Genomic DNA, 24184 nt, shown 5'->3' on the forward strand with positions numbered 1-24184 from the left:
TTCTAATTAAAATGTTACGCCACTTTCAAGTAAGATATTCGCATAAGGTGTCATTTCACCAGTTCGAATAAACGCATGTGTCTCGTTCAATTTTTGTTTCATGTTACTATGTGGGATAAATTCAATCGGCGTATCAGTAAAACGTTCTTCAATACGTTTTAAAATAGCTGGATTAGCCTCTTTTATCTCCTCTGCCAAATAAATCTTTTGAACTTCCAATTCTTCTAATACATTATCCAAAACGTCAAGAAAACTAGGGATGCCATTTGTAACGGCTAAATCAATCTTTTCTGTTCCAAATGGGACTGGCATACCAGCATCTCCAATACTTAATAAATCGAAATGACCCATTTTCGAAATAACTCTTGATATATCACTATTAATAACCGCTGACTTTTTCATTATTTTATCTCCTTTATTTCATTTTCAAAAGGTATTGATGGCTGTGCTCCATAGCGTTGCACGGTTAGGGATGATGCTTTATTTCCATAATCAATTGCTTCTTCGATATTAGAAAAATCTTTTTCTAATCGACTAGCAAATGCTCCTATAAAAGTATCCCCTGCTGCTGTTGTATCAACTGCTTTTACCTTATAAGCTGACACAAAACCTGATTGATCGCCAAAATTATAGTAGGCACCACGACTTCCTAACGTGATAATTACTAACTCAACACCTAGTTCTTGTAATTTTTTTGCAGCTAATTCAATTGATTGGTCATCATCTAAAGAGATTCCAGTAATTAATTCTGTTTCTGTTTCATTTGGAACAATGATATCTGTCAACTTAAGAAGTTCATCAGAAATATGTTTGACTGCTGGTGCTGGATTTAAAATCGTTTTAACTCCTGCTTCTTTTGCCAGTTGAAAAGCTCTGAGCGTCCCGCTGATAGCACTTTCAAACTGTGCAATTAAAAAATCGCTGCTCTCAATTACTTGTTTGTAATCTTCCACTAAATTTTCAGTAACATGATTATTTGCACCTGCATAAATCATAATACTATTTTCTCCAGATTCGTCAACCGTTATAAATGCTTGACCTGTTGATTCATTATCAATTGTTTTAATACCTGATACATTTATTTCCTCACCTTCAAGCAATTCAAACATGACTTTGCCTGCTGCATCATTACCAATAGCACCAATAAAACTAGTGTTAGCTCCAGATCGTTTACTGGCTACTCCTTGATTGGCTCCTTTACCACCACCTGCAGTAAAATGTTCAATCGCATGAATGGTTTCACCAGGTTTAGGCATTTCTTTAACTCTTAACGTTGTATCTAGATTAATACTTCCAATAACAGTAACATGATTCATTATACGTTCCTCCTATTTTTTCTTATTAAAACGTTTTAGTAAAACGTTTTAATTTTACCTTCGAAAAAAATATAGCACACTTTGAAACAGTTTTCAAGTGTGTGCTACCGATAATCTTTGAATTAATTGAACGGGTAAAACTATTTCAGTCTCATCCATTTCAGGATGCTCTATGCGTTGAATTAATGTGTTAGCTGTCTTTTGACCGAGTTCAAAAATAGGCTGTGATACAGTTGTCAATGGCGGATAAATGTATGAACTCATTTCTATATCATCGTAACCTACTACGCTGTAATCTTCTGGTATTTTTTTGCCACAATCACTTAACCCTGCATAGACACCAAAGGCTATTTCGTCATTTGCCGCAAAAATAGCCGTTGCCTCCGTGAGTAAAATATCTGATACTCGTTTTTTTCCACTTGATTTTGTTAAATCCGTCGCAAAATAAATAACATCGCCCAAAAAATTAGCTGAAAATCCTTCTAATCGTTTTAAAATATTTTGGCTAGATGATTCTGGAAATAGTACAGCAACAATATGGTGCTCCAAATTATTTAAAAGATTAGCTACCAATTTCCCACCTAAATAATCATCTGTCTTTATAGAGTCTTTTATCTGACTCGTTGATTGCCTATCTAGCTCAATAACTGGGATATTCTTTAAAGCTTCTTGTTTAACTAGTTCACCCATAGATACCCCAGAACTTGCGACAATTAGACCATCTACTCCTCGGTGATTTAACGCTTCCAATGCTTTAATGCCCTTCTCATCATCTGTATCAACATTACATAGAATACTCATAAAATCAGATTTAAATAACACCTCTTCTATTCCTTTTACTAAAGTAGCGAAAAAAGGATTGGTGATATCTGGTACAATAATTCCAATTGTCTGGCTTTTTTTCATCACCATTCGTCTAGCAAAGTAATCTGGAGCATACCCCAGATCATCTCTTGCTTTAAAAACTTTTTTCACCGTATCAGGATGAAATTGACGATACTTTCCATTTAAAATTTGAGACACTGTCGTGATGGATACTCCTGATTGTTTTGCTACATCTTTTATTGTAATCTTCTTTTTGGTCATGCTATTCTTCCTTTATCTTTAAGCTAATTAATCAATATAATTGTTATTATACCTTAAAATATGATACCCTTTATAGTATATAAATTTAAGGAGATTTTTTAATGGGATGTCATTGTAAAAAAAGTTTGCCATCAAAAATATTAATTGCTACTTCACTAATCATTATGACATTATTTAATGATACGTCATACAGTCAAATGGCTTTTAAAATCGGTGGTATGATCCAAATCATTGGTATCATATGGTTTCTTATTGTGTATATTTTAAATAGAACAACTACATGTAAAGTTAAACAGTAGATAGTAGCATTTACTCATTAGTAAATGCTTTTTTTGTCAAATTATTTTTTAGGATAACTCATGTTAATGTATTCTTCATACGTCATCCCGTATTTTACAATCTCCACTAAAGGTTCTTCTTTAAAATTAAAATAATAATCTTTGCCCCAAGGTTTCATTCCAATTTTTTTGCATAACTTTCCCTGAGCTAATATTATCCTTATGATTTGTAGCATAAACAACTTTTAACTTCAAATCTTCAAAGGCTAGTTGCATCATACTTTGAGCAACTTCAGGCATAATACCTTTTCCCCAATACTCTTTTGACAATGCATAGCCTAGTGTAGCTGAATCTTTATTTATCGTTAGCTAATCAATTGTTCCTATTAATTTTTTTGTTTGTTTTAATTCTATTCCCCATTTAGTTAGTCTCTCAGGAATAAAACTATTAGCAATGACTTCCCTTGTCTCTTCTTTTGACTTATGCGTTGTAAACCTTGTATATTTTGTCACGGATTCATCTGAACGATAATCATACATATCCTCTATATCTAATAGTGTAATTTTTCTTAATAGACATCTTTTAGTTTCCATTATAGTGTGTTCAATTAAAATTAAATTTTGTGATTTTTCCATATACTTCACTCCCATCACACTTTTAGCAAGATTGGTCAAATTTTTTCATTTACCTATGATACATTTTTACTAGAAAAGGAGGTCATATTAATGACTTACTCCCACTACATCAAACGAGCGATTTCCTATATTCAACAACACTTAAATAAAGACTTAACACTTACTATAATTTCTGACTACATTGGGTACTCAAGTTATCATTTTTATCGGTTATTTAAAAAAAGAAACAAGGCTATCTCTGTATGACTATATCCAACAACAACGTTTAATACAAGCTTCTATGCTCTTAAAATATACCAATCTACCTATCAATCATATTTTTCCTATAACAACTTTTTCACTTCATGAATAACTTGATTAGTTTTTCTCGTAGATTATTTCATGGATTATAATTTCCTTTAGCTACTTAATATAAATATATCATATTTTATAAATAGTAAGTATTTTTTACAGAGGCTGTATATACGGAGGTTCAGTTAAATAAAAATTGTGAGGTGATTTTGATCACCTCACAATTTTTATTTATAAGTAACTTATTAACTCATCTACATTTTTTTCTAATGTGCCCCAACTTGTTGCAAATCTAACAACCATACGATCATTATCATATTTTTCCCATATTGCAAAAGACACATGCTGTTTTAATTTGTCTACTTGATCATTTGTCATAATAATAAATTGTTGATTCGTAGGAGAATCAAAAAATAACTCGTAACCTCTGTCTAAAAAAGCCTGCTTTATTTTTAAAGACATAGCAACGGCATGTTGACTAATATCAAAATATAAATTATTTGTAAATAGCTCCAAAAACTGAACCCCTAATAATCGTCCTTTTGCAAGCAGTGCACCATGTTGTTTTACAGTAGAAATAAAGTGTTTTGGTTCATTATTTTTAGTAAACACAACTGCTTCGCCACATAACGCACCAATTTTTGTTCCACCGATATAAAACACATCCGAGAATCGAGCGATATCTTGAATTGTTACCTCTGATTTTTCACTAACCAAACCATATCCTAGTCGTGCCCCATCAATAAATAATGGCAACTGATTGTCATGGCAAACTCTTGATAAATCTTCTAACTCTTCATATGTATAAAGAGTCCCATATTCTGTTGGAAAAGAAATATAGACCATACCAGGTAAAACCATATGTTCTTTAGTCTCATCTGCATTAAAGACTTCTAGATACTCTTTAACAGAATGAGCAGATATCTTTCCATTTACTGATGGTAACGTCAATACCTTATGACCACTATATTCAATGGCACCAGCTTCTCTTACATTAATATGACCAGTCTCAGGTGCTAAAACACCTTCAAACTTATTCAACAATGCATCAATCACTATTTGATTTGTTTGTGTTCCACCTACTAAAAAACGAACGGAGGCATCTTGACACTCTATCACTTCTTTTATATTTTCGATTGCTTGTTTTGTGAAGGAATCAGAGCCATAACCATGTTCCTGTTCCATATTTGTTTCTATTAAACGTTGTAATACTTTTTCATGAGCTCCCTCAAGATAATCATTCGCAAATGATATCATCCAAATACCTCCAGTCGTTTTTTATCAAACTTTTTTATTTTTATATTTAATAATATACGGTTTTTTTATCTATTTTTTATCAAAATAATTATTTTCTTATTTTTTTATTTTAAAAAAACAAACATAAAAAAATTCTGATAAATATTAATAGTATATTAAGTTATTTAACACATTAAGTCAAATAATTTTCTAAAACAATACTAAAAAAAGGATGATAAATATTAGATATAGATACATTATACTATCTTTTTTTATAAAAAATTGTTTTTTGTTGATTTTAAACAACTTTTTTGTATTTACAACGCCAACAATATGTGGTAAACAAATATATAGTTCATTATATGTTTATTATTATGTTATATAATATAATGACATAAAAAAGGAGAATTGAAAATGATTAACACACGACGTTCAACAAAACAAATAGCCTACTTAGCAACAGCAATTGCTACAAATACGGTATTAGGTTCTATTATCACTTTTTCTGGGGTTCCTTTTTTATTTCTAGATTCCATTGGAACAATTTTTATTTCATCACATTTCAAATTAAAATACGGTCTACTCACAGCTATTGGCACTCATTGTTTATTATCTGTCATCCATGGACCACTTGCCTTACCTTTTATGTTAGTTAGCTTATCCATTGCAATCGTTTCACACTTTTTCAAATCATTTATTCATTCTTATAAAAAAGCTATCCTAGCCGGAATTACCATCGCTATTGTGGGTGCTTTTTTTAGCACGCCTATTCGAATTCTTTTGTATGGTGGATTTAAAGGAATGCAAAAATCTGTTAGTGATTTATTTTTTATCATGTTTAATCACTCAGGTTTTACTTATTTTTCATCTGTGTACTTTAGTACTTTTATTGATTTAGTTGGTGATAAAGTCATTTCATGTTTACTCATTACATATTTAGTCAACCTAGCTCCGTTAAAAAAATATATAAGAAAAATTAACTGGTGAGGTGAAGAGTTATATGTCTAGTCAGGAAAGAATCTTAATAATTTTTATTCGACTCCTACAAGGAAATAGGCTATCTAAAGCTGATTTAATGGCAGAATTTCAAAAAAATGGTAGCACTATTCAACGAGATATGGCAATCATAGATGAGCTGTTACATAAAATAAATGCCAGTTTACCAGCATCGAAATTTTCACCTTTTAGACAAATTGGAGAATTAGATCGCAAAAAACGTGGCTTCTATCAACTAACTGCTTTTAAAGAGAACTCTTATATGACTGATCAAGAACTGTTTATGATTTTTAAAGTATTATTTGCTAGCCGGGGTTTTCACGAAAATGACTTAAAAACGATCTACTATAAATTATTTGATAACGTTGAAAATAAGCACACCATGGATAAATTATTGGCTAATGAACGATTTTATTATGAAGGCGTTCCAGAATCAACTATTTATCCATCCCTAACCTTATTATTAAAAGCCATGTTAAATCAACAAAAAGTCGAATTTTCTTATACTAAAAATGGTGAAACAAAAATTTTCACACGAGTGCCTCTAGATATTTACTTTTCTGATCTTTATTTTTTCATGGTTTCTGCTAAACATACCGCCAAAGATGATACTGATTTTGAAGCATTAAATAAATTTCGTATTAATAATATGAAACAAATAAAAATTTTAAATGAACATCAACCAGTTGAATACACCAATCGATTTCAAGGAGGTATTTTAAGAAATCAAACAGCTCTTCCTTTTTTTGGTGATCCTATTACGTTAATTATCGACTTTTATTACGAACCTGCTTATGTTCTAGATAGATTCCCTCATTCTGTCATAAAACAAGTCAATAAAGATGGGAGTCTCCGCATTGAAATCCCTGCTAATAATGGCTATGGTGTAAAAATGTGGTTATTAGAACAAGGTGCTCATGTTAAAGTAATTTCACCAAAATATATACAAAAATATTTAATTGATAATATGAAACAGACACTATCTTATTATGATATTACAACCACTAAATAAAAGACAAATCTATCATTATCATAGATTTGTCTTTTTTATTTATTGTTTTAATTTATTCCAAACTGTTAACGTATCGCTCATTCCTTTGACATTATGGACTCTAACCACTTCTACTCCTTTTTCTAGAGAAAAAAGTGAAGCAGTAACTGATCCAAAATCTCGTTCTTTGGGTTTATCTTCATTGATTAAATGAGCTATCGTTCTTTTTCTTGACACACCATAAAGTAATGGATACTCTTTATAACGACATTTTTCTGGAAAAGATAAAATCAATTCATTATCTTCCATTGACTTATGAAACCCAATCCCTGGGTCAAAACAAATGTTTTCTTTAGAAATATTATGTACTTGACACAAATTAATTTTTTCTTGATAAAATTGTGCTAAATCTTCAAAAATGGATAATCCTTCTTGTCTAGGGCGTGAATGCATAATAATAACAGGTACCTGATATTTAGCTACTATTTCTACCATTCCTGGTTCATCCATTCCTTTAACATCATTAACTATGTCTGCACCTGCTTCTAAGGCTGCTTTTGCTACTTCTGGGAAATAGGTGTCAATTGAGATTAGAACGTTGCTAAACGTGCGAATAGCCTGAATAACAGGTACTACACGTTCCATCTCTTCCGTAAAACTTATCTCAATATAGCCCGGACGAGTTGATTGTCCTCCAATATCAATAATATCAACACCATTTTCAATCATCTCTTTTGCATGTTCCACGGCTATTTCAACATCTGTATAGTCACCACCATCAGAAAATGAGTCTGGTGTCACATTTAGTATCCCCATAATTGGTTTATCTTTAAACATGTTCACGCCTCCATATTAATTCATTAAATGCCTGGTTTCTTGGGCTAAGTTCATTACGTTTCTTATCGCTGAGTAGTGAGAGAGTCTGAGTGTACCCAGTTGGAATTAAAATCGAATCAAACCCATATCCGCCACCTTCATAAATAGTGTCTGATACAATCCCGGATAATGTTTTTTCAACAATCACTGGTTTATATTCAAGGTTATATAAAACTAAACTAGCGTGCAATTTAAATCGTCTGTCACTTTCGTGTTCTAATAAATTCAATAATTGCTCGTTCATTTGCCTGTCTGTTAATCCCTTTTCAAAAAAACGTGATGTCTGAATCCCCAACTTATCAGGAAAAGCACACAATTCTAATCCCCCATCATCTCCCATGACAGGTTTTTGAATGATCGTCGCAATCTCCTTAGCCTTAATCAACGCATTTTCTACATAGGTTTTACCATTTTCCACGACATCAATTGGTTCACTATATGCCGTATAGGATTCTATCGTTTCACTTGGAAATGCCTGTTGTAATTCGCGTATTTTATTTTTATTATTACTAGCTATAATTAACTGCATGACTAGTCTAACGCTCGTAAAAAGTCGTTTTTAACATCCTTATCTTCTTTAAACACACCTTGATAATGAAATGTTTTCGTCACACTACCGCGAGCTTTTACGCCACGCATAGCCATACACATATGCTCTGCTTCAATCGATACGGCAACGCCTTTTATTTTAACTTTTTCATTGATTAAGTTGGCAATTTGAATCGTTAAATCTTCTTGAACATTTGGTCGTTTCGCACAAAATTCAACCATTCGAGCCACCTTACTTAGCCCCAATACTTTATTATCGCTTGGAATATAGGCAACATGCGCTTTTCCAAAGAATGGCAATAAGTGATGCTCACACATTGAATAAAACTCAATATCTTTAACCAAAACCATGTCATTTTCATTTAAACTTGGAAAGACTTTATAGTTTGTAAATTCTTTTTCTTGAACTGAAGAAAACACTTCGGCATACATTTTTGCGACACGTTTTGGTGTTTCTTTTAACCCATCACGATTAACGTCTTCTCCAATCGCTGTCAAAATCGTTTTCACAGCTTCTTCAATCAGCCATTGTTTGTCTTGTTCCATCCTAATCCCAACTTTCATTTGTCTGTCTGACCTTATCAGCATTTCCCGATAATTCAATCCACTCTTCAAGTGTCTTTCCTTTAAGCATCTCTTTAGTATAAATATCTTTTAAAGGAATCAATACAAAAGAACGTTTCGTCAATTCTTTGTGTGGAATAATTAAATCAGGTGTTTCAATTTCTAAATCGCCCATTAACACAATGTCAATATCTATCGTCCTTGGTCCCCAACGAATCAATCGCTCTCTATCTAATTTTGCTTCGATGTCATTCACCGTTTTTAATAACTCATGTGGAGACAATGTTGTTTCAATTTTTATGACAGTATTTAAATAATCATCCTGTGGTACATCACCATATGGATCTGTTTCATATATGTCTGACTTACTTAAAACACTAATCTCACTATGTTGATTCAACTGTTCCACTGCTTGTTTTAGATAATGAAGTGAATCCCCCATATTACTTCCAAGTGCCAAATAGGTTTCCATATTAATAATCTCTTTCCATTTCTATTTCGACATTATCAAAAAAACCGGCAATTGGGACATGATATTTTCTCGTTCTAACTATAGCATGCTCAAGCATATCACCATATTTTTCACCTAATATATCTAGCACATGGTAAGTAACAGCTTCTATCAAATCAAATGATTTAGATTCCAACGCTGTTTTGACATCTGTATACACATCAGCATAGCTAATAGTTTGATGTAAATCATCTGTTTTACCTGCTTTTTCTAGCGGTAACGTCAACTCTATATCTAATTCTAGTTTTTGTCCTAGTACTTTTTCTTCTCCCATTACACCGTTATACGTATAAACTAGCATGTTATTAATTCTAACTTTTCCCATAATGATCTCCTTACAAATATAGTATTGGCAATCCTTAGTGCTATTATACATAAAACTGTCAAAAAAGAGTCATTTTTGGTATAAAACCAGAAAAAAACCTTATCAACAACCTGATTTTGTTGAGATAAGGTTTTAACAAATGAAAAAATTTAATATACTTTTTTCTTAGTGCTTAGAATCTTGATGTTTTTTAAGAATTTTAGCAGCTTTTGTTTTTGATATTGTATTACTTTTTTTTGATGATAAAGTTTTACCAGCTTTGCCGACTTTTCCACCTCTATGCCTAACCATCTTTACATACCTTCCTTCTGAATAATATTTATAGCTAGTTGAACTGTTCTCATTCCTTTGAAGTACAAATCATCATCTTCATAAACAGCTAGATACAGACCATCTTTGTCTAAGATTAAATCTCCTGATACTACTACATCTATTGATGCAGTTTTAGTTTTAATACTCTGTCTTAAAATTTTTAAATAATCTAAGTAATTCTCTGATACTTTAGTAAAAAAAGATTCAGTTAAAAATACTTTCAAATAAAATCCCTTATGCTCCAAAATCAGAGTTACTTTTTCTTTTAAAATTACTATATCTGATAAAAAACCTATGGCATTCATAGTTTTACCGACAGATCTTTCATTGATATCACTAACTAGTTTACGTGGAATACGGATTCTTCCTTTTACCATTTCCTTAGTTACATTTGCTTCAACTAAATTAGCATCTCTTACAAGTTGTATCTTTAATCTTGAATCTGTTAATGTATCTGATGATTTTTTTGAAGTAATTCTTTTTATATTTTTAGTCTTTATTTGCTTACTTTGTTCATTTTCAAAAAGTTTTTTCCTAGCTTGTAACGCTCTATCTCTTTTTTCTTTGGTATTCATCTTATACATTATTAATCCATCTGAATGAACTAATAATTCTTCATTTGTTTCATTACGATAATACTCACATGTATCTAAGTGCTTCGACCCATTACGCCTTTTTAAATAAGCTTTTTTTATACCTGCTGGATAGTAAGTTAATGGGCAATTACAATTAGGACAAACTAAGTTTCTTAATCTATCATCCGTTATTTCAAATTTTTCAATATCCTCTAAAGAATACAGAACATCAATATTGCTTAATTTACACTTATTAATAATATTTCCTCCTTTTAAAATTAGACTTTTACTGAATTTTTAAAGGATAACTATGTATTTTTTCTCACTATATTTCCCCCTTTATTTAGAACGACAGAGGCAATATATACTTTTACACATATTAAAAATCTTGCTTTTGAGTACCATATTTGATATGTTGAATGTAATAAATATATTTGTATACTACTCTTTAGTATATAATGCCAAACTAATGAATTTGCCGATTCATTAGTTTTTTTGTTGTAACAGATTAAAATTCATACATAAAACCTATGTACATGATCAGTATATATTGAAAATAAAAAAAGTCAATAATCAAACACTAGGTATTGTGTTTGTATAATCAAACAAACACAATATCTAGTCATTTGTTCCTTGGTGCTTTTATCCATAAAACCAGAAAAAAACCTTATCTAAAAGAATCATTCCTTCTAGATAAGGTAAAACGATTAGTTCGATAAATCTAATTGCAACATGTAATCATCAATTATCGCAGACAAATCAGAGATAGACTGCTCACTGTATGAACTGTCATATCCGCTTGTCATGATGGTGATAAAGTACGGTTGTTTTTTATCTTTCACTAAGGCAATGTCATTACTGACTGTATACATTGGCATCCAACCTGTTTTATGCGCCACATCAACTCCAGGTAAACCAACATCCACACCATCATCAAATGTGCTATTTTGTATCCACTCGTAAAGTAGCTTTATATTTTTATTAGAATCTTTTTCTTCGTATACATATTCCATGGCTTTAGTTAAAATTCGTGGCGTTGAAAACACACGGTTATTTGGTGATTGAGGATCTAGTTCTGCTAAAAATTGAACAAAATTCGGTTCCCCTATGTCATTCAAAAGCATTAAATAAGCCACGTTATCACTGTATCTGATAACTAATTCAGCCAACTGTTTAATCGTATACTGTGTGCCGATTGGTTCAAATTGAATAATCCCAGTGCCATCAATTTTAAAATTCGCTGTATAAGTTAACTTTGTGTCTAAATCTATTTTTCCTTCATCAGCTAACGTCATCAAGTAGGCAATAAATGGTAACTTAATACTACTAGCTGTTCGTCTCACTTTATCCCCATCATAACTATAAGAATAATCATGATTGACAGTTTCAAGATACACGCTAACATCGCCACCATTTTGAGCTAAAAAATTGTCGATGGCTTGGTCAAGCTGTTTGGTTAAAGCTTTTGGTTTTAACTTTTTGACTCTTTTCTTTTCTCGCTTGTCAATATACTCACTACGATGCGATAAATATTTTGCTTCAATAAAACCTTTAGGCGGGTCACTGACTATTTCGACCCAATCAGTGTCACCTTTAACTGGTTTGACATTTACGACTGTCCCTTTCGGTAATTTATCTTCACTAACTTGTTGTGTTGTTAAATCTGTCAAAGGATAAATATGATCTGATACAACCTGTTCCTCATCAAATATGCTTTTCTTTTCTTTGTTACTTATCTCTTTTGCTTCATTTGTTTTAATTGAAATTGTCTTTTCAGCACTTGATTTGCTTACTGCTACTGTTTTTTTAGATGCATTGACACCTTTCACTAATTTTACTGAAAACCTTGTAACCATCCCTAACACGACTAACATCCCCACTAAAATAACAATCCTTTTTTTCAATCAATACTCCCCCAACTATTTGTATAATAATATCCACTCAATCATGATAGCACATTCATTTTCTATTTATCTACTTTCTATTAAAAATAAGTCATCTATTTATAAAGATAACGCATTTAGATGCTTTTTCTTTCAGTTTTTAGAATAAAAAAACCAACTATCCGTCAATACAAATAGTTGGTTCAATCTTTTATTTTTTAATGACTAAATCAATGGCTTCTTTGATTTTTTCATCACGGTCTTCTTGAGTGATTGATTCTTCTTCGATACAATCAATCAAATTTTCAGCCACAACGACACCAATTGCTCTATCAATGCTTGAGCGGATAGCGGATAGCTGAACCACAATGTCACGACAACTCTTGTCCTCATCTAACATTTTAAGAACTCCCCTAATTTGTCCTTCCGAACGCTTCAAACGATTACTAACTTTTCTTTTTGTGTCTTCCATTGTGACCACTCCTTATTATTTATGAAATTCCATTAATCGCCTTATACAGCAGATATGATCCATCTAAGTTTTTCACGTCATAACCCATTTGTGCAAGCATACGTTGTGCGATGTAACTTCTTTGTCCACTTTGACAGATTAAAATAATTTCTTTGTCTTTTGGTAATTCGTTTGCACGTTGACGAATATCATTAAGCGGAATATTAATAAACCCATCAATCGTTCCTTGCGCAAACTCTTCTGGTGTTCTGACATCGACTAACATTGCCCCTGACGCTTTCACTTGTTCTAATTCAGTTAATTGAATATTTTCGGCTAAATGTTCAATAATGTTTAATGCGGCATACCCAACCATATTCACAATATCTTTTGCCGAACCAAATGGTGGGGCATAAGTTAATTCTAATTCTGGTAAATCTTCAACAGTCAAACCACCTTTAATAGCTGTTGCTAAAACGTCAATACGTTTATCGGCTCCATCTTTTCCAACAGCCTGTGCACCATAAATTTTACCTGTTGTTGGATTAAATATCAACTTTAAGAAAATCATACTAGCACCAGGGTAATATCCTGCGTGGTTTTTTCCATCAACATGAACCACATGATACTTATAGCCTAAATCTTTTACTTGTTTTTCTGTTAAACCAGTTGACGCTATTGTTTGCTCAAATACTCGAACAATGGCTGTTCCAATACTGCCTCTATTTTTACGTGGCATACCAGCAATCACATCTGCCACTTGACGACCTTGACGATTGGCAGGTGAAGCTAGTGCAATCATGGCGTCTTCATCATTAATTTGATTTTTAACGATAATCGCATCACCTACTGCATAAATATCTTTAACATTTGTTTCATAAGAATCATTAACTAAGATACCCCCACGCATACCCAACTCAATACCAGCAGATTCAGCTAATCCATTTTCTGGGCGAACGCCAACTGACATCAAGATTAAATCAGTTCCTATTTTTTCACCAGTATTTAATACAAGTGTTTGTCCGTTATTTTCCATTGCTACAACACCTTGGCTAGTTAGAACTTTCACCCCTTTATCACGCAACTCGTTCGTAATAAACGAAGCCATTTCAGCATCAACTGTTGGTAAAACGTGTGGTGCCATCTCAATAATGGTCACTTCTAATCCACGATGAACTAAATTTTCTGCCATCTCTAAGCCGATAAATCCAGCTCCGATAACAACGGCATTTTTAGGCTTATGATTGTCTAAGTAATTCATTACTTGATCAACGTCAGGGACATTTCTTAATGTAAATAAGTTTGTTGCATCATTGATGCCGTCTAATGGTGGAATAAATGGTTTTGCTCCTGGTGAGAGAACTAATTTATCATAGCTCATTACTTCCTCTTGGCCATTATGTAACAGTGTCACTTCTTTTTTATCTGCATCAACTGAAATCACTTCTGTTTCAACTTTGACATCCAAATTAAATCTAGCTTTTAATTTTTCAGGAGTTTGAACTAATAAATCCTCACGATTGCTAATTTCACCAGAAACATAGTATGGCAATCCACAATTAGCAAATGATACATAAGGGCCTTTTTCAATAATCACAATGTCCATCTCTTCATCTAAACGTCTTAATCTTGTTGCTGCAGACATTCCTCCAGCAACGCCACCCACAATAATTGTTCTCATATTACTTATACCCCACTTTCAATGTTCCATTCCACATCATCATGCCACCTTCAATATTGTAGGCATCATACTTTTGACTAACTAGATATTGTGTGGCACGTTTACTTCTAGGACCTGATGCACAAACCACATAAACTGTTTTTCCTTTTGGTTTATATTGTTGAATCGTATCCAATGGAACATTTTTTGCTTTAGGTATATGCCCTTGAGCAAATTCTTCTGGACTTCTCACATCTATTAATTCAATCGGTTTTTTCAACTTTTCTTGTAATTCTTGTGCTGAAATACTTGGCACTTTCTTAAATAAAAACATATATTCCTCCTAGATATTTGCGTCTTACACAACCAATATACCCCCTACCCTATAAAAAGAAAAGTAATCTGCTCACTTTTTTAATGTATTTTTTACCTATTTCAATGTAAATAGCTTTCAAATTGGTTTGAATCTGATAAAATAGAAACAGATTAGTAAGTATATAAAGAGAGGTAATTAGGATATGTCGACTTTCGACAAAAAAACAACAGAACAGCACTACTATGAAACACAAGTTAGTGAAAAAGAATATTTACATTGGTATAAACAGCAACATTTTCCAACACAAGATATGCCATCTGTCACAGTTGATAATGTGATATTTTGTTACAATAAAGAACAAGATGCCTTAAAAGTACTGCTCATAAAACGTAGTACTCACCCTTTCAAAAACTCGTGGGCTCTTCCTGGAGGATTTGTTATTCCTGGAGAAGCAACAGCAGACAGTTGCATTAGAGAAACAAAAGAAGAAACCAACGTCACAATTACCCGTGAACACGTAGAACAACTTCATACCTTTAGTACTCCTGGACGCGATCCACGTGGATGGGTGATTACAGTCAGTTATTTAGCTTTTATTGGAGAAGAACCTCTTGTTGCAGGAGATGAAGCTGCAAAAGCATCTTGGTTCGATTTAACACGTGAGGGAAATTTGTTATACCTTACCAATCATCTTGATGCAAACATTTGTGTTAATTTAGATACTGGTGAATCAATTGGAGAGAATTCACTAGCCTTTGACCATGCCAAAATTATTATTAAAGCCTTTAACCGTGTATGCAATAAAATGTACCATGAACCTCAAGTCTTGCGTGTTTTAGGAAAAGATTTTACAATTAGTGAGGCAAGAAAAGTCTATGCTAAATTTTTAGGTGTCAATTTTAAAGATATTGATCATTCAAACTTTAAAAAAGCAATGTTACCTTACTTTACTGAAATTGGAGAACGTGCAACCGGTGTTGGTCGTCCTTCAAAAATTTATGAATTAAAATCTTAATTGATTACGGAGGAATCTCTTATGGAAAAAATTGTTTCATCTGCTGATGGTAGCCATATTTTTTACAAAATTTTAGGTCATGGCTCACCAATCTTTTTCATTCATGGAAACAGTGGCTCTCATCATGCCTTTCAAAAACAAGTTGATGCCTTTCAAAAAGACCATCAACTCATTTTAATGGACACTAGAGACCATGGAAAATCGACTAATGAAAGTAATCAACTTGATTTTCCTTCTATTTTTTCAGATATTCTAGCCATATTGGATAATGAACAAATTGAAAAGACGACAATGGTTGGTTTTAGTGATGGGGCCAATATTGCATTATCTTTTGCTAACTATTATCCTGAACGTATTTCAAAGATGGTACTGATTTCTCCAAATATAAGATTTGATCAATTAAAAAAGAGTAAGCAACTCCTTTATCGCTCCCTACATGCTGTTAGCGAACAATTATTACGTTTAAAAAAAGGAGCTAGGGTATTACGTTTAGCCATGAAAAATCTTCCTCTGACAACTAATTATCGTGAAAAATTAAAAATGCCGATTTTATTTATTTTTGGTGATAGAGATATTATCGATTTAAACAAAATGGCTCCCTTTATTGACTCATTAAAACAAGCTAAAATGGTTGTATTAGATAAAACTGGACATTCTATTTTAAAAACTAGACCTCTTCTAGTAAATAAAGAAATTAACTCGTTTATATAAAAATTCGTGATACGCTAGCAACTGCGTATCACGAATTTTTTAATTATGTTTATAAGCTTCTTCAATTAGTTGAGCTGATTCTTCAATTGATCGATTTTCAACGTTTATCACAATTGCCCCTAAAGAATCATATAAATCATGAGCAAAACTCAGCTCTTCTTTTATTCTGTCTAGGGAGACATAAGACGAACTGCCATTTAAACCAAGTGAATCTAAACGTGATTGTCTCACACGCATAATATACTCTGGACTAGCTGTTAAGCCTATCACTGGCACATTGTTCAACTGGAATAATTCTTTGGGGATTGGTACTTCTGGTATCAATGGTAAGTTGGCGACTTTGACCGAACGATTAGCTAAATACATACTTAGTGGTGTTTTAGATGTACGTGAAATCCCTAAAATCACTAAGTCTGCTTTTCTAAACCCTTTTGGATCTTTCCCATCATCATATCTCACAGCAAATTCAATGGCTTCAATTCGTTTGAAATACTCCTGATCCATTAAATAAAGTGAGCCACTCTCATGAGTTGGTTCCATATGTGTTCTGTGTGACACTTTTGTCATTAATTCTGTCATGTAATCAACATACTCAAGTCCTGTACTTTTAGCAAAATCGGCACAGACTTTATTTAATTCACTATCAACTAGTGTTGTCACCACAATCGCTTTTTCGTTTAAAGCATCAGCTAATATTTGCATTAACACTTCTTTCGAATCCACAAAGGGAAACTTTTTAATATCATAGTTTTCAAGTTTTGGGAACTGTGCTAATACTGCATTTATAATGCGCTGAGCTGTTTCTCCAATTGAATCTGATATAACAAATAGTTGTAGTTGTTTAAATTTACTCTCTCTAAAGTTGTTCATGTTTTAGTTCTCTCCCTAACTTAATAAAGTGCTGCACCACTTTGGTTTTTGATAATTTACCAACGACTTGATTGGTTTCTCGACTTAATACGGGTAGTGAATCAATTTCATGGGCGCTCAATAAACTACCTGCCTCTAAAATAGTCATATCTGGGTAAGTAACCACGAGATTAGGCATACGAGTCATAATAATCGCAATCGCTAAATCCAAATCTTGATTATTTAACAAGCTTCGTAATAAATCTTTTCGTGACACTAAACCGATTAAGTCCTTTGATTCTTCATCAATGACATAAAGTGACCCACAATCATACATAAATAGGGATGTGGTAGCATCTTTAATTGTTGTATGAGGATAGATAATGACAGGATTTGACATGACTTCATCTACTTGAACATCAAATAAATGTTCCTGTAATAATGGATCAAATGGTAATCCTGAATAGATATAGCCTACTTTTGGTCTGGCATCAAGAATACCAGTCATCGTTAAAACAGCTAAATCACTTCTTAATGTTGGTTTAGTTAATCCTAATTGTTCTGCGATTTTATCTCCACTAATCGGCTCATTCGTTTTGACAATCTCGATAATCTTTTTTTGTCGCTCGCTTAGTTCCACAAAGACACCTCTTTTATTCGTTATTAGACGCACGACGGATGGTACTTTGAGCTGCTGCAATATAAGCAATCGGAATTCTGTATGGTGAACATGACACATAATCCAAGTTAATATCATCAAAGAATTCGATTGATGTTGGGTCGCCACCTAATTCCCCGCAAACACCTATTTTTATCGTCGGTGTTGTTGAACGACCTTTTTCAACGGCTGTCTTAATCAATTCTCCCACCCCATCTTTATCAATTGTTTGGAATGGATCAACTGGTAACACGCCTTTTGAAACATATTCGTTAATATATTTTGCTGCATCATCTCTTGAAAACCCGAACGTCATTTGCGTTAAGTCATTTGTTCCAAAACTAAAGAAATCCGCAGTTTTTGCAAGTTGATTGGCAATTAAACAGGCTCTAGGTAGTTCAATCATTGTCCCTATACGGTAAAAGACATTGATATCTTCTTCTTCCATCAAAGCATCTAGATACAATTCAATTTTTTCTTTTAGTTCACTTAATTCTTTTGTTGTTCCCACTAATGGTATCATAATTTCAGGTGTTACGTCTAAACCAGTTTCACGTTTCATCTCAATGGCACTTCGAATAATCGCTTCACTTTGCATAATATAAAGTTCAGGATACGTCATACCTAAACGACAGCCACGGTGTCCAAGCATTGGGTTCACTTCATGTAATTCTTTCAAACGACGTTCAATTTCATTTTTACTCACATTCATCTCTTGAGCTAAAAGAACAATATCTTCTTCTTTCGTTGGCATAAACTCATGCAATGGTGGGTCTAGTAAACGAATAACCCCTGGCAAGTCATTTAATGTCTCAAATATTTCTTTAAAATCGTCCATTTGATAATCTAAAATAACTTTTAACGCTTTTTCGCGTTCAATATAGCTATTTGATAAAATGAAACGTCTCATTTGAATCAAACGTTCTGCACCAAAAAACATGTGCTCTGTACGAATCAGTCCGATACCATCTGCACCAAAGTACAGTCCTGTTTTGATATCACTGACTGTTTCAGCATTCATTCTCACATCAAGTCGAGCATGCTTTTTAGCCCAAGCCATAACTGTATCGAAATAGTGAGAGGTTTCTGTTACTTCCACTTCTAATTCTCCAAGGTAGATAACACCATTAGAGCCATCGACTGAAATCACGTCACCTTCGTTTAATTGACCTCCTGGATACACCACACGTTTTAAAAATTCGTCGATTTCTAATTCGCTACATCCAGCGACACAACATGTTCCCATTCCACGAGCAACAACTGCTGCGTGAGACGTCATACCACCACGACTTGTGACAATAGCCTCACTTGCTACCATTCCTTCGATATCCTCTGGAGACGTTTCTTGACGCATTAGAATGACCTTCTCACCTTGTGCTGCCCACTCTTTTGCCGTTGCTGCATCAAAACAAATTTTTCCAACAGCCGAGCCAGGACTAGCTGGTAACCCAACGTCAGATACTTTCACCGCTTTTTCTAATGCTACTTTTGAAAATTCTGGGTGAAGTAAATGACTGATCATATCAGGATTTAATGTCATTAAAGCATCTTCTTCTTGAATTAATCCTTCTTCAACCAAATCAACCGCAATTTTCACACTTGCTTGAGCTGTTCGTTTTCCATTTCGTGTTTGTAAAATATATAATTTCCCTTTTTCTACAGTAAACTCGATATCTTGCATGTCACGATAATGTTGCTCTAACAAATGAGCTAGACGAGTAAATTCTTCATAGACTGCAGGTAAATCATTTTTCAATTTTTCGATTGGTTCTGGCGTACGAATACCTGCTACAACATCTTCACCTTGTGCATTGATTAAGTACTCACCAAATAATTTATTTTCACCAGTCGCTGGATTTCTTGTAAAGGCAACACCTGTTCCACTGGTATCTCCACTATTTCCAAAAACCATTAGTTGAATATTAACAGCTGTTCCAATATCATCCGGAATACGGTTTAACTCGCGGTAAATATGTGCTCGCTCATTATTCCAAGAATGAAATACTGCTTCAATCGCTAAATGTAATTGTTCTTTAGCTGATTGTGGGAACGGTTTCTTTTTGATTTCTAAAATAATACGTTTAAATTCTGTTACAATGCTCTTTAAATCGTCACCAGTCAAATCACTATCTAATTTTACCCCATGTTTTTGTTTATAAAATGTTAAATAATTTTCGAAATATTGCATATCAATTCCAAAGACAACGTTTCCAAACATTTGCAACAAACGTCGGTAGCAATCATAGGCAAATGCTTCGTCCTCTGTTAATGAAGCAAGTTGTTCTACTGTTTCATCATTTAATCCCAAGTTTAAAATGGTATCCATCATACCAGGCATTGAAAATTTTGCTCCACTGCGAACAGATACAAGTAATAAATCTTTATCGCCTTCAAATGATTTATTGGTTTTCTTTTCTAACAAACTCAAATGCTCATCTATTTCTTTTTTTAATTCATCTGATAATTCTTTTGTTGTATTTAAAAATGACATACATGCTTCAGTCGTAATAGTAAACCCTGGTGGAACTGGTAAGCCTAAGCGTGTCATTTCAGCCAAGTTTGCTCCCTTACCACCTAATAGGTCTTTCATATCTGCATTGCCTTCATCAAACTGATATACTTGTTTTAACACACTAACTCCTCCAATTAACTTTTATTAGTACCTGTTATTTATTATATAGTACGTCATATATAAAATCAATAAGTATTTAATAGGCTTTATTAAAAATATTTTAATGAATAAATCAAAATTGCTTTTAAATTTTTTAAAAATAAGTTACGATATATTTTCAAGGAGGAGTCATTATGGTACAAGCTGTACAAAAAAAATTGGGGACTAGATTTAGCGATACATTGTTCATTATCATCGGAACATTCTTTGTGGCATTTGGATTCAATGCTTTTCTATTACCGAATCATATCGTTGCTGGAGGGATTAATGGTTTAACCATTATCTTAAATGAGACACTAAATTTAACGCCAAGTATTGTGTTATTTTCTGTTAATATGGTCCTGTTATTATTAGCTTTTTTACTGTTAGGAAAAGAAGTTTTTTTCAAAAGTATTTTAGGAAGTCTGTTAGTTCCTTTTTTTGTGTCCTTACTCAATGGATTTTCTTTAGATCATATTGAACCTATATTATCCGCTATTTTTGGTGGAATCACTATTGGTATTGGTGTGGGATTAGTCTTTGTTGGAAAAGGGTCTACAGGTGGTACTGCACTAATTGCATTAATCATTCAAAAATTTGTTCCAATTAAGTTAGGTATTATTTTAGGAATGTGTGATGGTTTAGTTATTTTATGCGCATTGTTTGTATTCGATGTTCAAACAGTGTTATTTGCTCTTATCGCTCTGTATCTAACTAGTCGGATGGTCGATAGAGTTCAAGTAGGTCCAAAATCATCCAAAAATGTCTTAATTATTTCAAATGACTACAAAAAAATCAGAGCTCAAATTGTGTCTGATTTAAATTTAGGAGCTACTTTAATTCCAATAGAAGGTGGATTAAACTTAGAAAATAAAAAAATGGTTATGGTAGTTATAAAAGAGGAACAATTCATGACACTAAAAGAATCAATTTTATCAATTGATCCATCAGCTTTTGTTGTGATAACAAGTGCTCACGAAGTCGTTGGTAGAGGTTTTACAACAGATAAACAAATAAAAAAAGCAAGCGTTAGATAAATCTAACGCTTGCTTTTTAATTATTATCATCTAGAATATTCAAACGAATTCTTTTAGAATCATTCGTACGAACACTGTAAACAATCGTACGAATTGCTTTTGCAACACGACCTTGTTTACCAATAATTCGACCAATATCTTCTGAAGCCACTCTTAAGTTGTACTCCATAAATTCTTCAGATTCTTCAACATCTAAACGAACAGAATCAGGTTGACTAACTAACGGACGGACAATGGTTAATACCAAATCTTTTGCATCAGTCATTCATATGTCCACCTTATTTTTTAGTATATTTAGCTTCGTGATGTTTTTTCATAATTCCTTCACGAGATAAAATGTTACGTACTGTATCAGAAGGTTGAGCTCCTTTTGATAACCAGTCTAAGATTAAGTCTTCTTCAACTTTTACTTGAGCTGGATCTGTTAATGGGTTGTAAGTTCCCACTACTTCGATGTAACGTCCATCACGAGGTGAACGAGAATCTGCTACTACCATACGATAAAAAGGTTTCTTTTTAGAACCCATACGTTTTAAACGAATTTTAACTGCCATTATTAAGGCACCTCCAAAAATTTTTTGATTTGTTTTAATCACAAAGCATAGTTTAACAGTTTTAATTACTCTTGTAAAGTGTTTTTTCTTTACAGGTTAATTTTTTTGTTTAACCCAAATTTTATGTCGCTTGTCTGATCTTTTGTTCCAGTTTTTCAGTCGAAAAATAATTATAATTGACCATTCGATAAAAAGAAAATGCGATCGGCATACTGTTCTAAATTATCCAATAAATGAGAGACGATTATAATCAGTTTTCATTCATTTCTTTTTTTACCATAATCATTGTCTCATATCAAGTGAATACTTACCTACTAAACCATTAATATAATATGACATATTCAATTCATTAATTAACTCTTTAATGGATATTTTTGATTTCTAAATCTTTTTATACATCATTAAATGCTCTAAACCAGTTTTATGATTATACAAACCTTGCTGGTCTAACATCTTTATTTTTTATAAAGTTTAATTTGCTTCAATTTTGTCGTATTTCATTATTTAATCATACCATCAACGTAATAAGGACTATCAAAAGTGATTATTACGTTAAAACCAATAGGCAGACGAGCAATAGATGTCGAAAATAGTTTAAATAATTGGTTTAAAAAGTTTCCATGCCATCTATTTAAATCAACCACATTCGATTGTGGTAAAGAATTTTCTAATTGGAAATCAATCAGCAATCTAAATGATCTTGATATTTATTTTGCCGATACAGGAACACCTCACAACGAGGCTTAATGAAAACTCTAATAGGTTATTACGTAAAGATAGTTTGCCTAAACAAATGGATTTCAACGAAGTGGAGAAATCTTTTATCCAATCTATCGCATCTAAAAGAAATAATATTCCTAGAAAATCATTAAACTATAAAACACCATTGGAAGTATTTTTGAGTTATGTAGACAATGATATTTTGTCTAGCTTAATTTGACAAATGAAATAATATAAAATAAAACAGCCTCATATAAAAAATCGAGGCTGTTTGTTTATCATTTTTTAGTATTATCTATTTTTTGTTGTTTCTTTTTTTCTAATGTTAACCAAGCTTCAATTATTTCTAAATCTTCCTTATTAAAAGATTTTTGTTTTAGTAATTCTTCAATGATATCATCTGCTTTTTTATGATTGGTCTTCTTAGAATGACTAATAATACGCGTTAAGTTACTCGTGAAAGTTGAAATAATTCCAACACCTAAGACCATTAGTATCCCACCGACAAGTCGTCCTAATCCGGTTTGAATCATAATATCCCCATAACCAACAGTTGTGACAGTCTGCATCTCCCACCAAATCAAATCCTCATAATTTGTGATATTAGGCTCGATCCATAGTAATGGTAATGGTAAAAAAATAAAAATAATCAAAAAAGTATTAAAAAGTTTTCCTGTACCGGTTTCTCGTAATTTCAAAAATACAGGCAATAAATACCGTTGTCCAAGCGAAGTGATTTGTATACTCTGCATGATAAGCGGAAAAAATTTTACCAAACGAAATGCATGATGAAATGGGATAATCGCAATAAAATCTAAAAAATGATGTTTTAAATAATCCTTTTTATTGTCTGTTTTCCATAATGTATAAAAACTATCTAAAGCAAAAATAAGCAATATTATGATATCTATTATTTCTTTGTATTGAAAATTAATAACATTAACAACGATTGAAATAATAATCAATAGAAACATCATGAGTAAATAAATTTTTTTAAATTTTTCTTGGTTCATTACTCTCTCCTACATGATTAATCTTTAAAATTAAACAATTGTTCTTAAAAATTGAAAAGGAATGATCATCTCATCATTTATAATGACCTAGCCTATCTCATACACACTGATAAAAAAATCATAAA

General features: G+C 32.5%; 28 protein-coding genes and 2 pseudogenes. 8 read left to right on the forward strand and 22 right to left on the reverse strand.

Translation table 11 applies throughout. From position 1 onward, the window contains the following. Positions 1-6 precede the first annotated feature (6 nt). The 3 genes from rbsD to rbsR form a co-directional block, all read right to left on the reverse strand. Positions 7-402, reverse strand: a complete 396-nt coding sequence (rbsD, locus tag G314FT_RS09030) for a D-ribose pyranase (protein WP_242094325.1) — start codon at positions 400-402, stop codon at positions 7-9. Next, a complete protein-coding gene (rbsK, locus tag G314FT_RS09035; RefSeq protein ID WP_257700831.1) occupies positions 402-1316 on the reverse strand; it encodes a ribokinase in 915 nt (304 codons plus the stop codon). The genes rbsD and rbsK overlap by 1 nt, the downstream gene beginning before the upstream one ends. A gap of 93 nt (positions 1317-1409) precedes the next feature. Further along, positions 1410-2402, reverse strand: coding sequence for a ribose utilization transcriptional repressor RbsR (rbsR, locus tag G314FT_RS09040; RefSeq protein WP_257700838.1), 993 nt, complete (start codon positions 2400-2402; stop codon positions 1410-1412). 101 nt (positions 2403-2503) lie between these two features. Between rbsR and G314FT_RS09045 the strand changes: the two genes are divergently transcribed. Continuing rightward, positions 2504-2701, forward strand: a complete 198-nt coding sequence (locus G314FT_RS09045; protein ID WP_257700840.1) for a hypothetical protein — start codon at positions 2504-2506, stop codon at positions 2699-2701. A 126-nt stretch (positions 2702-2827) separates the two neighbouring features. On the opposite strand, the pseudogene G314FT_RS09050 reads toward G314FT_RS09045, so the two are convergent. Next, positions 2828-3331, reverse strand: a pseudogene (locus G314FT_RS09050) (GNAT family N-acetyltransferase). Between the two features lie 75 nt (positions 3332-3406). Here G314FT_RS09050 and G314FT_RS10560 point away from each other — a divergent pair. Then, positions 3407-3562: an AraC family transcriptional regulator gene (locus tag G314FT_RS10560; RefSeq protein WP_423837503.1), complete on the forward strand. Its 156-nt coding sequence runs from the start codon at positions 3407-3409 to the stop codon at positions 3560-3562. Between the two features lie 276 nt (positions 3563-3838). Here G314FT_RS10560 and G314FT_RS09055 read toward each other — a convergent pair whose 3' ends face one another. After that, positions 3839-4864 (reverse strand): threonine aldolase family protein, encoded by a 1026-nt coding sequence (locus G314FT_RS09055; RefSeq protein WP_257700842.1) that lies wholly within the window; start codon positions 4862-4864, stop codon positions 3839-3841. A gap of 393 nt (positions 4865-5257) precedes the next feature. Between G314FT_RS09055 and G314FT_RS09060 the strand changes: the two genes are divergently transcribed. Next, positions 5258-5830 carry a hypothetical protein gene (locus G314FT_RS09060; RefSeq protein ID WP_257700843.1) on the forward strand — a complete coding sequence of 191 codons (573 nt, stop codon included), beginning with the start codon at positions 5258-5260 and terminating at the stop codon, positions 5828-5830. A gap of 13 nt (positions 5831-5843) precedes the next feature. After that, positions 5844-6851, forward strand: coding sequence for a helix-turn-helix transcriptional regulator (locus tag G314FT_RS09065; protein ID WP_257700844.1), 1008 nt, complete (start codon positions 5844-5846; stop codon positions 6849-6851). A gap of 39 nt (positions 6852-6890) precedes the next feature. Here G314FT_RS09065 and folP read toward each other — a convergent pair whose 3' ends face one another. The 11 genes from folP to G314FT_RS09120 form a co-directional block, all read right to left on the reverse strand. Further along, a complete protein-coding gene (folP, locus tag G314FT_RS09070) occupies positions 6891-7667 on the reverse strand; it encodes a dihydropteroate synthase (protein ID WP_257700846.1) in 777 nt (258 codons plus the stop codon). Continuing rightward, complete coding sequence (locus G314FT_RS09075) at positions 7660-8235, reverse strand: non-canonical purine NTP pyrophosphatase (protein ID WP_257700848.1); 576 nt, start codon at positions 8233-8235, stop codon at positions 7660-7662. The genes folP and G314FT_RS09075 overlap by 8 nt, the downstream gene beginning before the upstream one ends. A gap of 2 nt (positions 8236-8237) precedes the next feature. Beyond that, positions 8238-8801 carry a GTP cyclohydrolase I FolE gene (gene folE / locus G314FT_RS09080; protein WP_257700855.1) on the reverse strand — a complete coding sequence of 188 codons (564 nt, stop codon included), beginning with the start codon at positions 8799-8801 and terminating at the stop codon, positions 8238-8240. A 1-nt stretch (position 8802) separates the two neighbouring features. Then, positions 8803-9291, reverse strand: coding sequence for a 2-amino-4-hydroxy-6-hydroxymethyldihydropteridine diphosphokinase (gene folK / locus G314FT_RS09085; RefSeq protein WP_257700856.1), 489 nt, complete (start codon positions 9289-9291; stop codon positions 8803-8805). Position 9292: 1 nt separating this feature from the next. After that, on the reverse strand, positions 9293-9655 hold the full coding sequence (folB, locus tag G314FT_RS09090; protein ID WP_257700858.1) for a dihydroneopterin aldolase: 363 nt from the start codon (positions 9653-9655) through the stop codon (positions 9293-9295). 165 nt (positions 9656-9820) lie between these two features. Next, positions 9821-9946 carry a hypothetical protein gene (locus tag G314FT_RS09095; protein ID WP_257700859.1) on the reverse strand — a complete coding sequence of 42 codons (126 nt, stop codon included), beginning with the start codon at positions 9944-9946 and terminating at the stop codon, positions 9821-9823. Positions 9947-9948: 2 nt separating this feature from the next. Then, positions 9949-10551 (reverse strand): hypothetical protein, encoded by a 603-nt coding sequence (locus tag G314FT_RS09100; protein ID WP_257700860.1) that lies wholly within the window; start codon positions 10549-10551, stop codon positions 9949-9951. Positions 10552-11249: 698 nt separating this feature from the next. Beyond that, on the reverse strand, positions 11250-12446 hold the full coding sequence (locus tag G314FT_RS09105; RefSeq protein WP_257700861.1) for a serine hydrolase: 1197 nt from the start codon (positions 12444-12446) through the stop codon (positions 11250-11252). A gap of 190 nt (positions 12447-12636) precedes the next feature. Continuing rightward, on the reverse strand, positions 12637-12897 hold the full coding sequence (locus G314FT_RS09110) for a metal-sensitive transcriptional regulator (protein WP_071456657.1): 261 nt from the start codon (positions 12895-12897) through the stop codon (positions 12637-12639). A 19-nt stretch (positions 12898-12916) separates the two neighbouring features. Then, the gene (locus tag G314FT_RS09115) at positions 12917-14557 is read right to left on the reverse strand and encodes an FAD-dependent oxidoreductase (protein WP_257700862.1); all 1641 of its coding nucleotides are present in this window, start codon (positions 14555-14557) and stop codon (positions 12917-12919) included. A 1-nt stretch (position 14558) separates the two neighbouring features. Then, positions 14559-14870 (reverse strand): rhodanese-like domain-containing protein, encoded by a 312-nt coding sequence (locus tag G314FT_RS09120; protein WP_257700863.1) that lies wholly within the window; start codon positions 14868-14870, stop codon positions 14559-14561. A 184-nt stretch (positions 14871-15054) separates the two neighbouring features. Here G314FT_RS09120 and G314FT_RS09125 point away from each other — a divergent pair, with 184 nt between their 5' ends. Together G314FT_RS09125 and G314FT_RS09130 are read left to right on the forward strand one after the other, a co-directional pair. Next, on the forward strand, positions 15055-15867 hold the full coding sequence (locus tag G314FT_RS09125; RefSeq protein ID WP_257700864.1) for an NUDIX hydrolase: 813 nt from the start codon (positions 15055-15057) through the stop codon (positions 15865-15867). A gap of 21 nt (positions 15868-15888) precedes the next feature. Further along, positions 15889-16578 carry an alpha/beta fold hydrolase gene (locus G314FT_RS09130; RefSeq protein ID WP_257700865.1) on the forward strand — a complete coding sequence of 230 codons (690 nt, stop codon included), beginning with the start codon at positions 15889-15891 and terminating at the stop codon, positions 16576-16578. Between the two features lie 39 nt (positions 16579-16617). Here the strand turns inward: G314FT_RS09130 and G314FT_RS09135 are convergent, their stop codons facing one another. From G314FT_RS09135 to ppdK, 3 genes are read right to left on the reverse strand one after another with little or no spacing between them, the layout of a single operon-like run. After that, positions 16618-17448 (reverse strand): pyruvate, water dikinase regulatory protein, encoded by an 831-nt coding sequence (locus tag G314FT_RS09135; RefSeq protein ID WP_257700866.1) that lies wholly within the window; start codon positions 17446-17448, stop codon positions 16618-16620. Then, the gene (locus G314FT_RS09140; protein ID WP_079345118.1) at positions 17435-18067 is read right to left on the reverse strand and encodes a helix-turn-helix transcriptional regulator; all 633 of its coding nucleotides are present in this window, start codon (positions 18065-18067) and stop codon (positions 17435-17437) included. Before G314FT_RS09140 ends, G314FT_RS09135 begins: the two co-directional genes overlap by 14 nt. A gap of 13 nt (positions 18068-18080) precedes the next feature. Next, positions 18081-20717 (reverse strand): pyruvate, phosphate dikinase, encoded by a 2637-nt coding sequence (ppdK, locus tag G314FT_RS09145; protein WP_257700879.1) that lies wholly within the window; start codon positions 20715-20717, stop codon positions 18081-18083. Between the two features lie 173 nt (positions 20718-20890). On the opposite strand from ppdK, the gene G314FT_RS09150 reads away from it, so the two are divergent. Further along, positions 20891-21772 carry a YitT family protein gene (locus G314FT_RS09150; protein WP_257700888.1) on the forward strand — a complete coding sequence of 294 codons (882 nt, stop codon included), beginning with the start codon at positions 20891-20893 and terminating at the stop codon, positions 21770-21772. Between the two features lie 16 nt (positions 21773-21788). Here the strand turns inward: G314FT_RS09150 and G314FT_RS09155 are convergent, their stop codons facing one another. Beyond that, entirely contained in the window at positions 21789-22037 is a 249-nt protein-coding gene (locus G314FT_RS09155; protein ID WP_125958135.1) for a KH domain-containing protein, read from the reverse strand. A 13-nt stretch (positions 22038-22050) separates the two neighbouring features. Continuing rightward, positions 22051-22326 carry a 30S ribosomal protein S16 gene (gene rpsP / locus G314FT_RS09160; RefSeq protein ID WP_117974025.1) on the reverse strand — a complete coding sequence of 92 codons (276 nt, stop codon included), beginning with the start codon at positions 22324-22326 and terminating at the stop codon, positions 22051-22053. 531 nt (positions 22327-22857) lie between these two features. Here rpsP and G314FT_RS09165 point away from each other — a divergent pair. Beyond that, positions 22858-23266: pseudogene (locus tag G314FT_RS09165) on the forward strand (IS30 family transposase); the annotation flags it as partial. A 58-nt stretch (positions 23267-23324) separates the two neighbouring features. On the opposite strand, the gene G314FT_RS09170 reads toward G314FT_RS09165, so the two are convergent. Next, positions 23325-24059, reverse strand: a complete 735-nt coding sequence (locus G314FT_RS09170) for a potassium channel family protein (RefSeq protein ID WP_257700892.1) — start codon at positions 24057-24059, stop codon at positions 23325-23327. Positions 24060-24184: the final 125 nt, after the last annotated feature.

Source organism: Vagococcus luciliae (assembly GCF_024637875.1).
Lineage (GTDB): Bacteria > Bacillota > Bacilli > Lactobacillales > Vagococcaceae > Vagococcus > Vagococcus luciliae.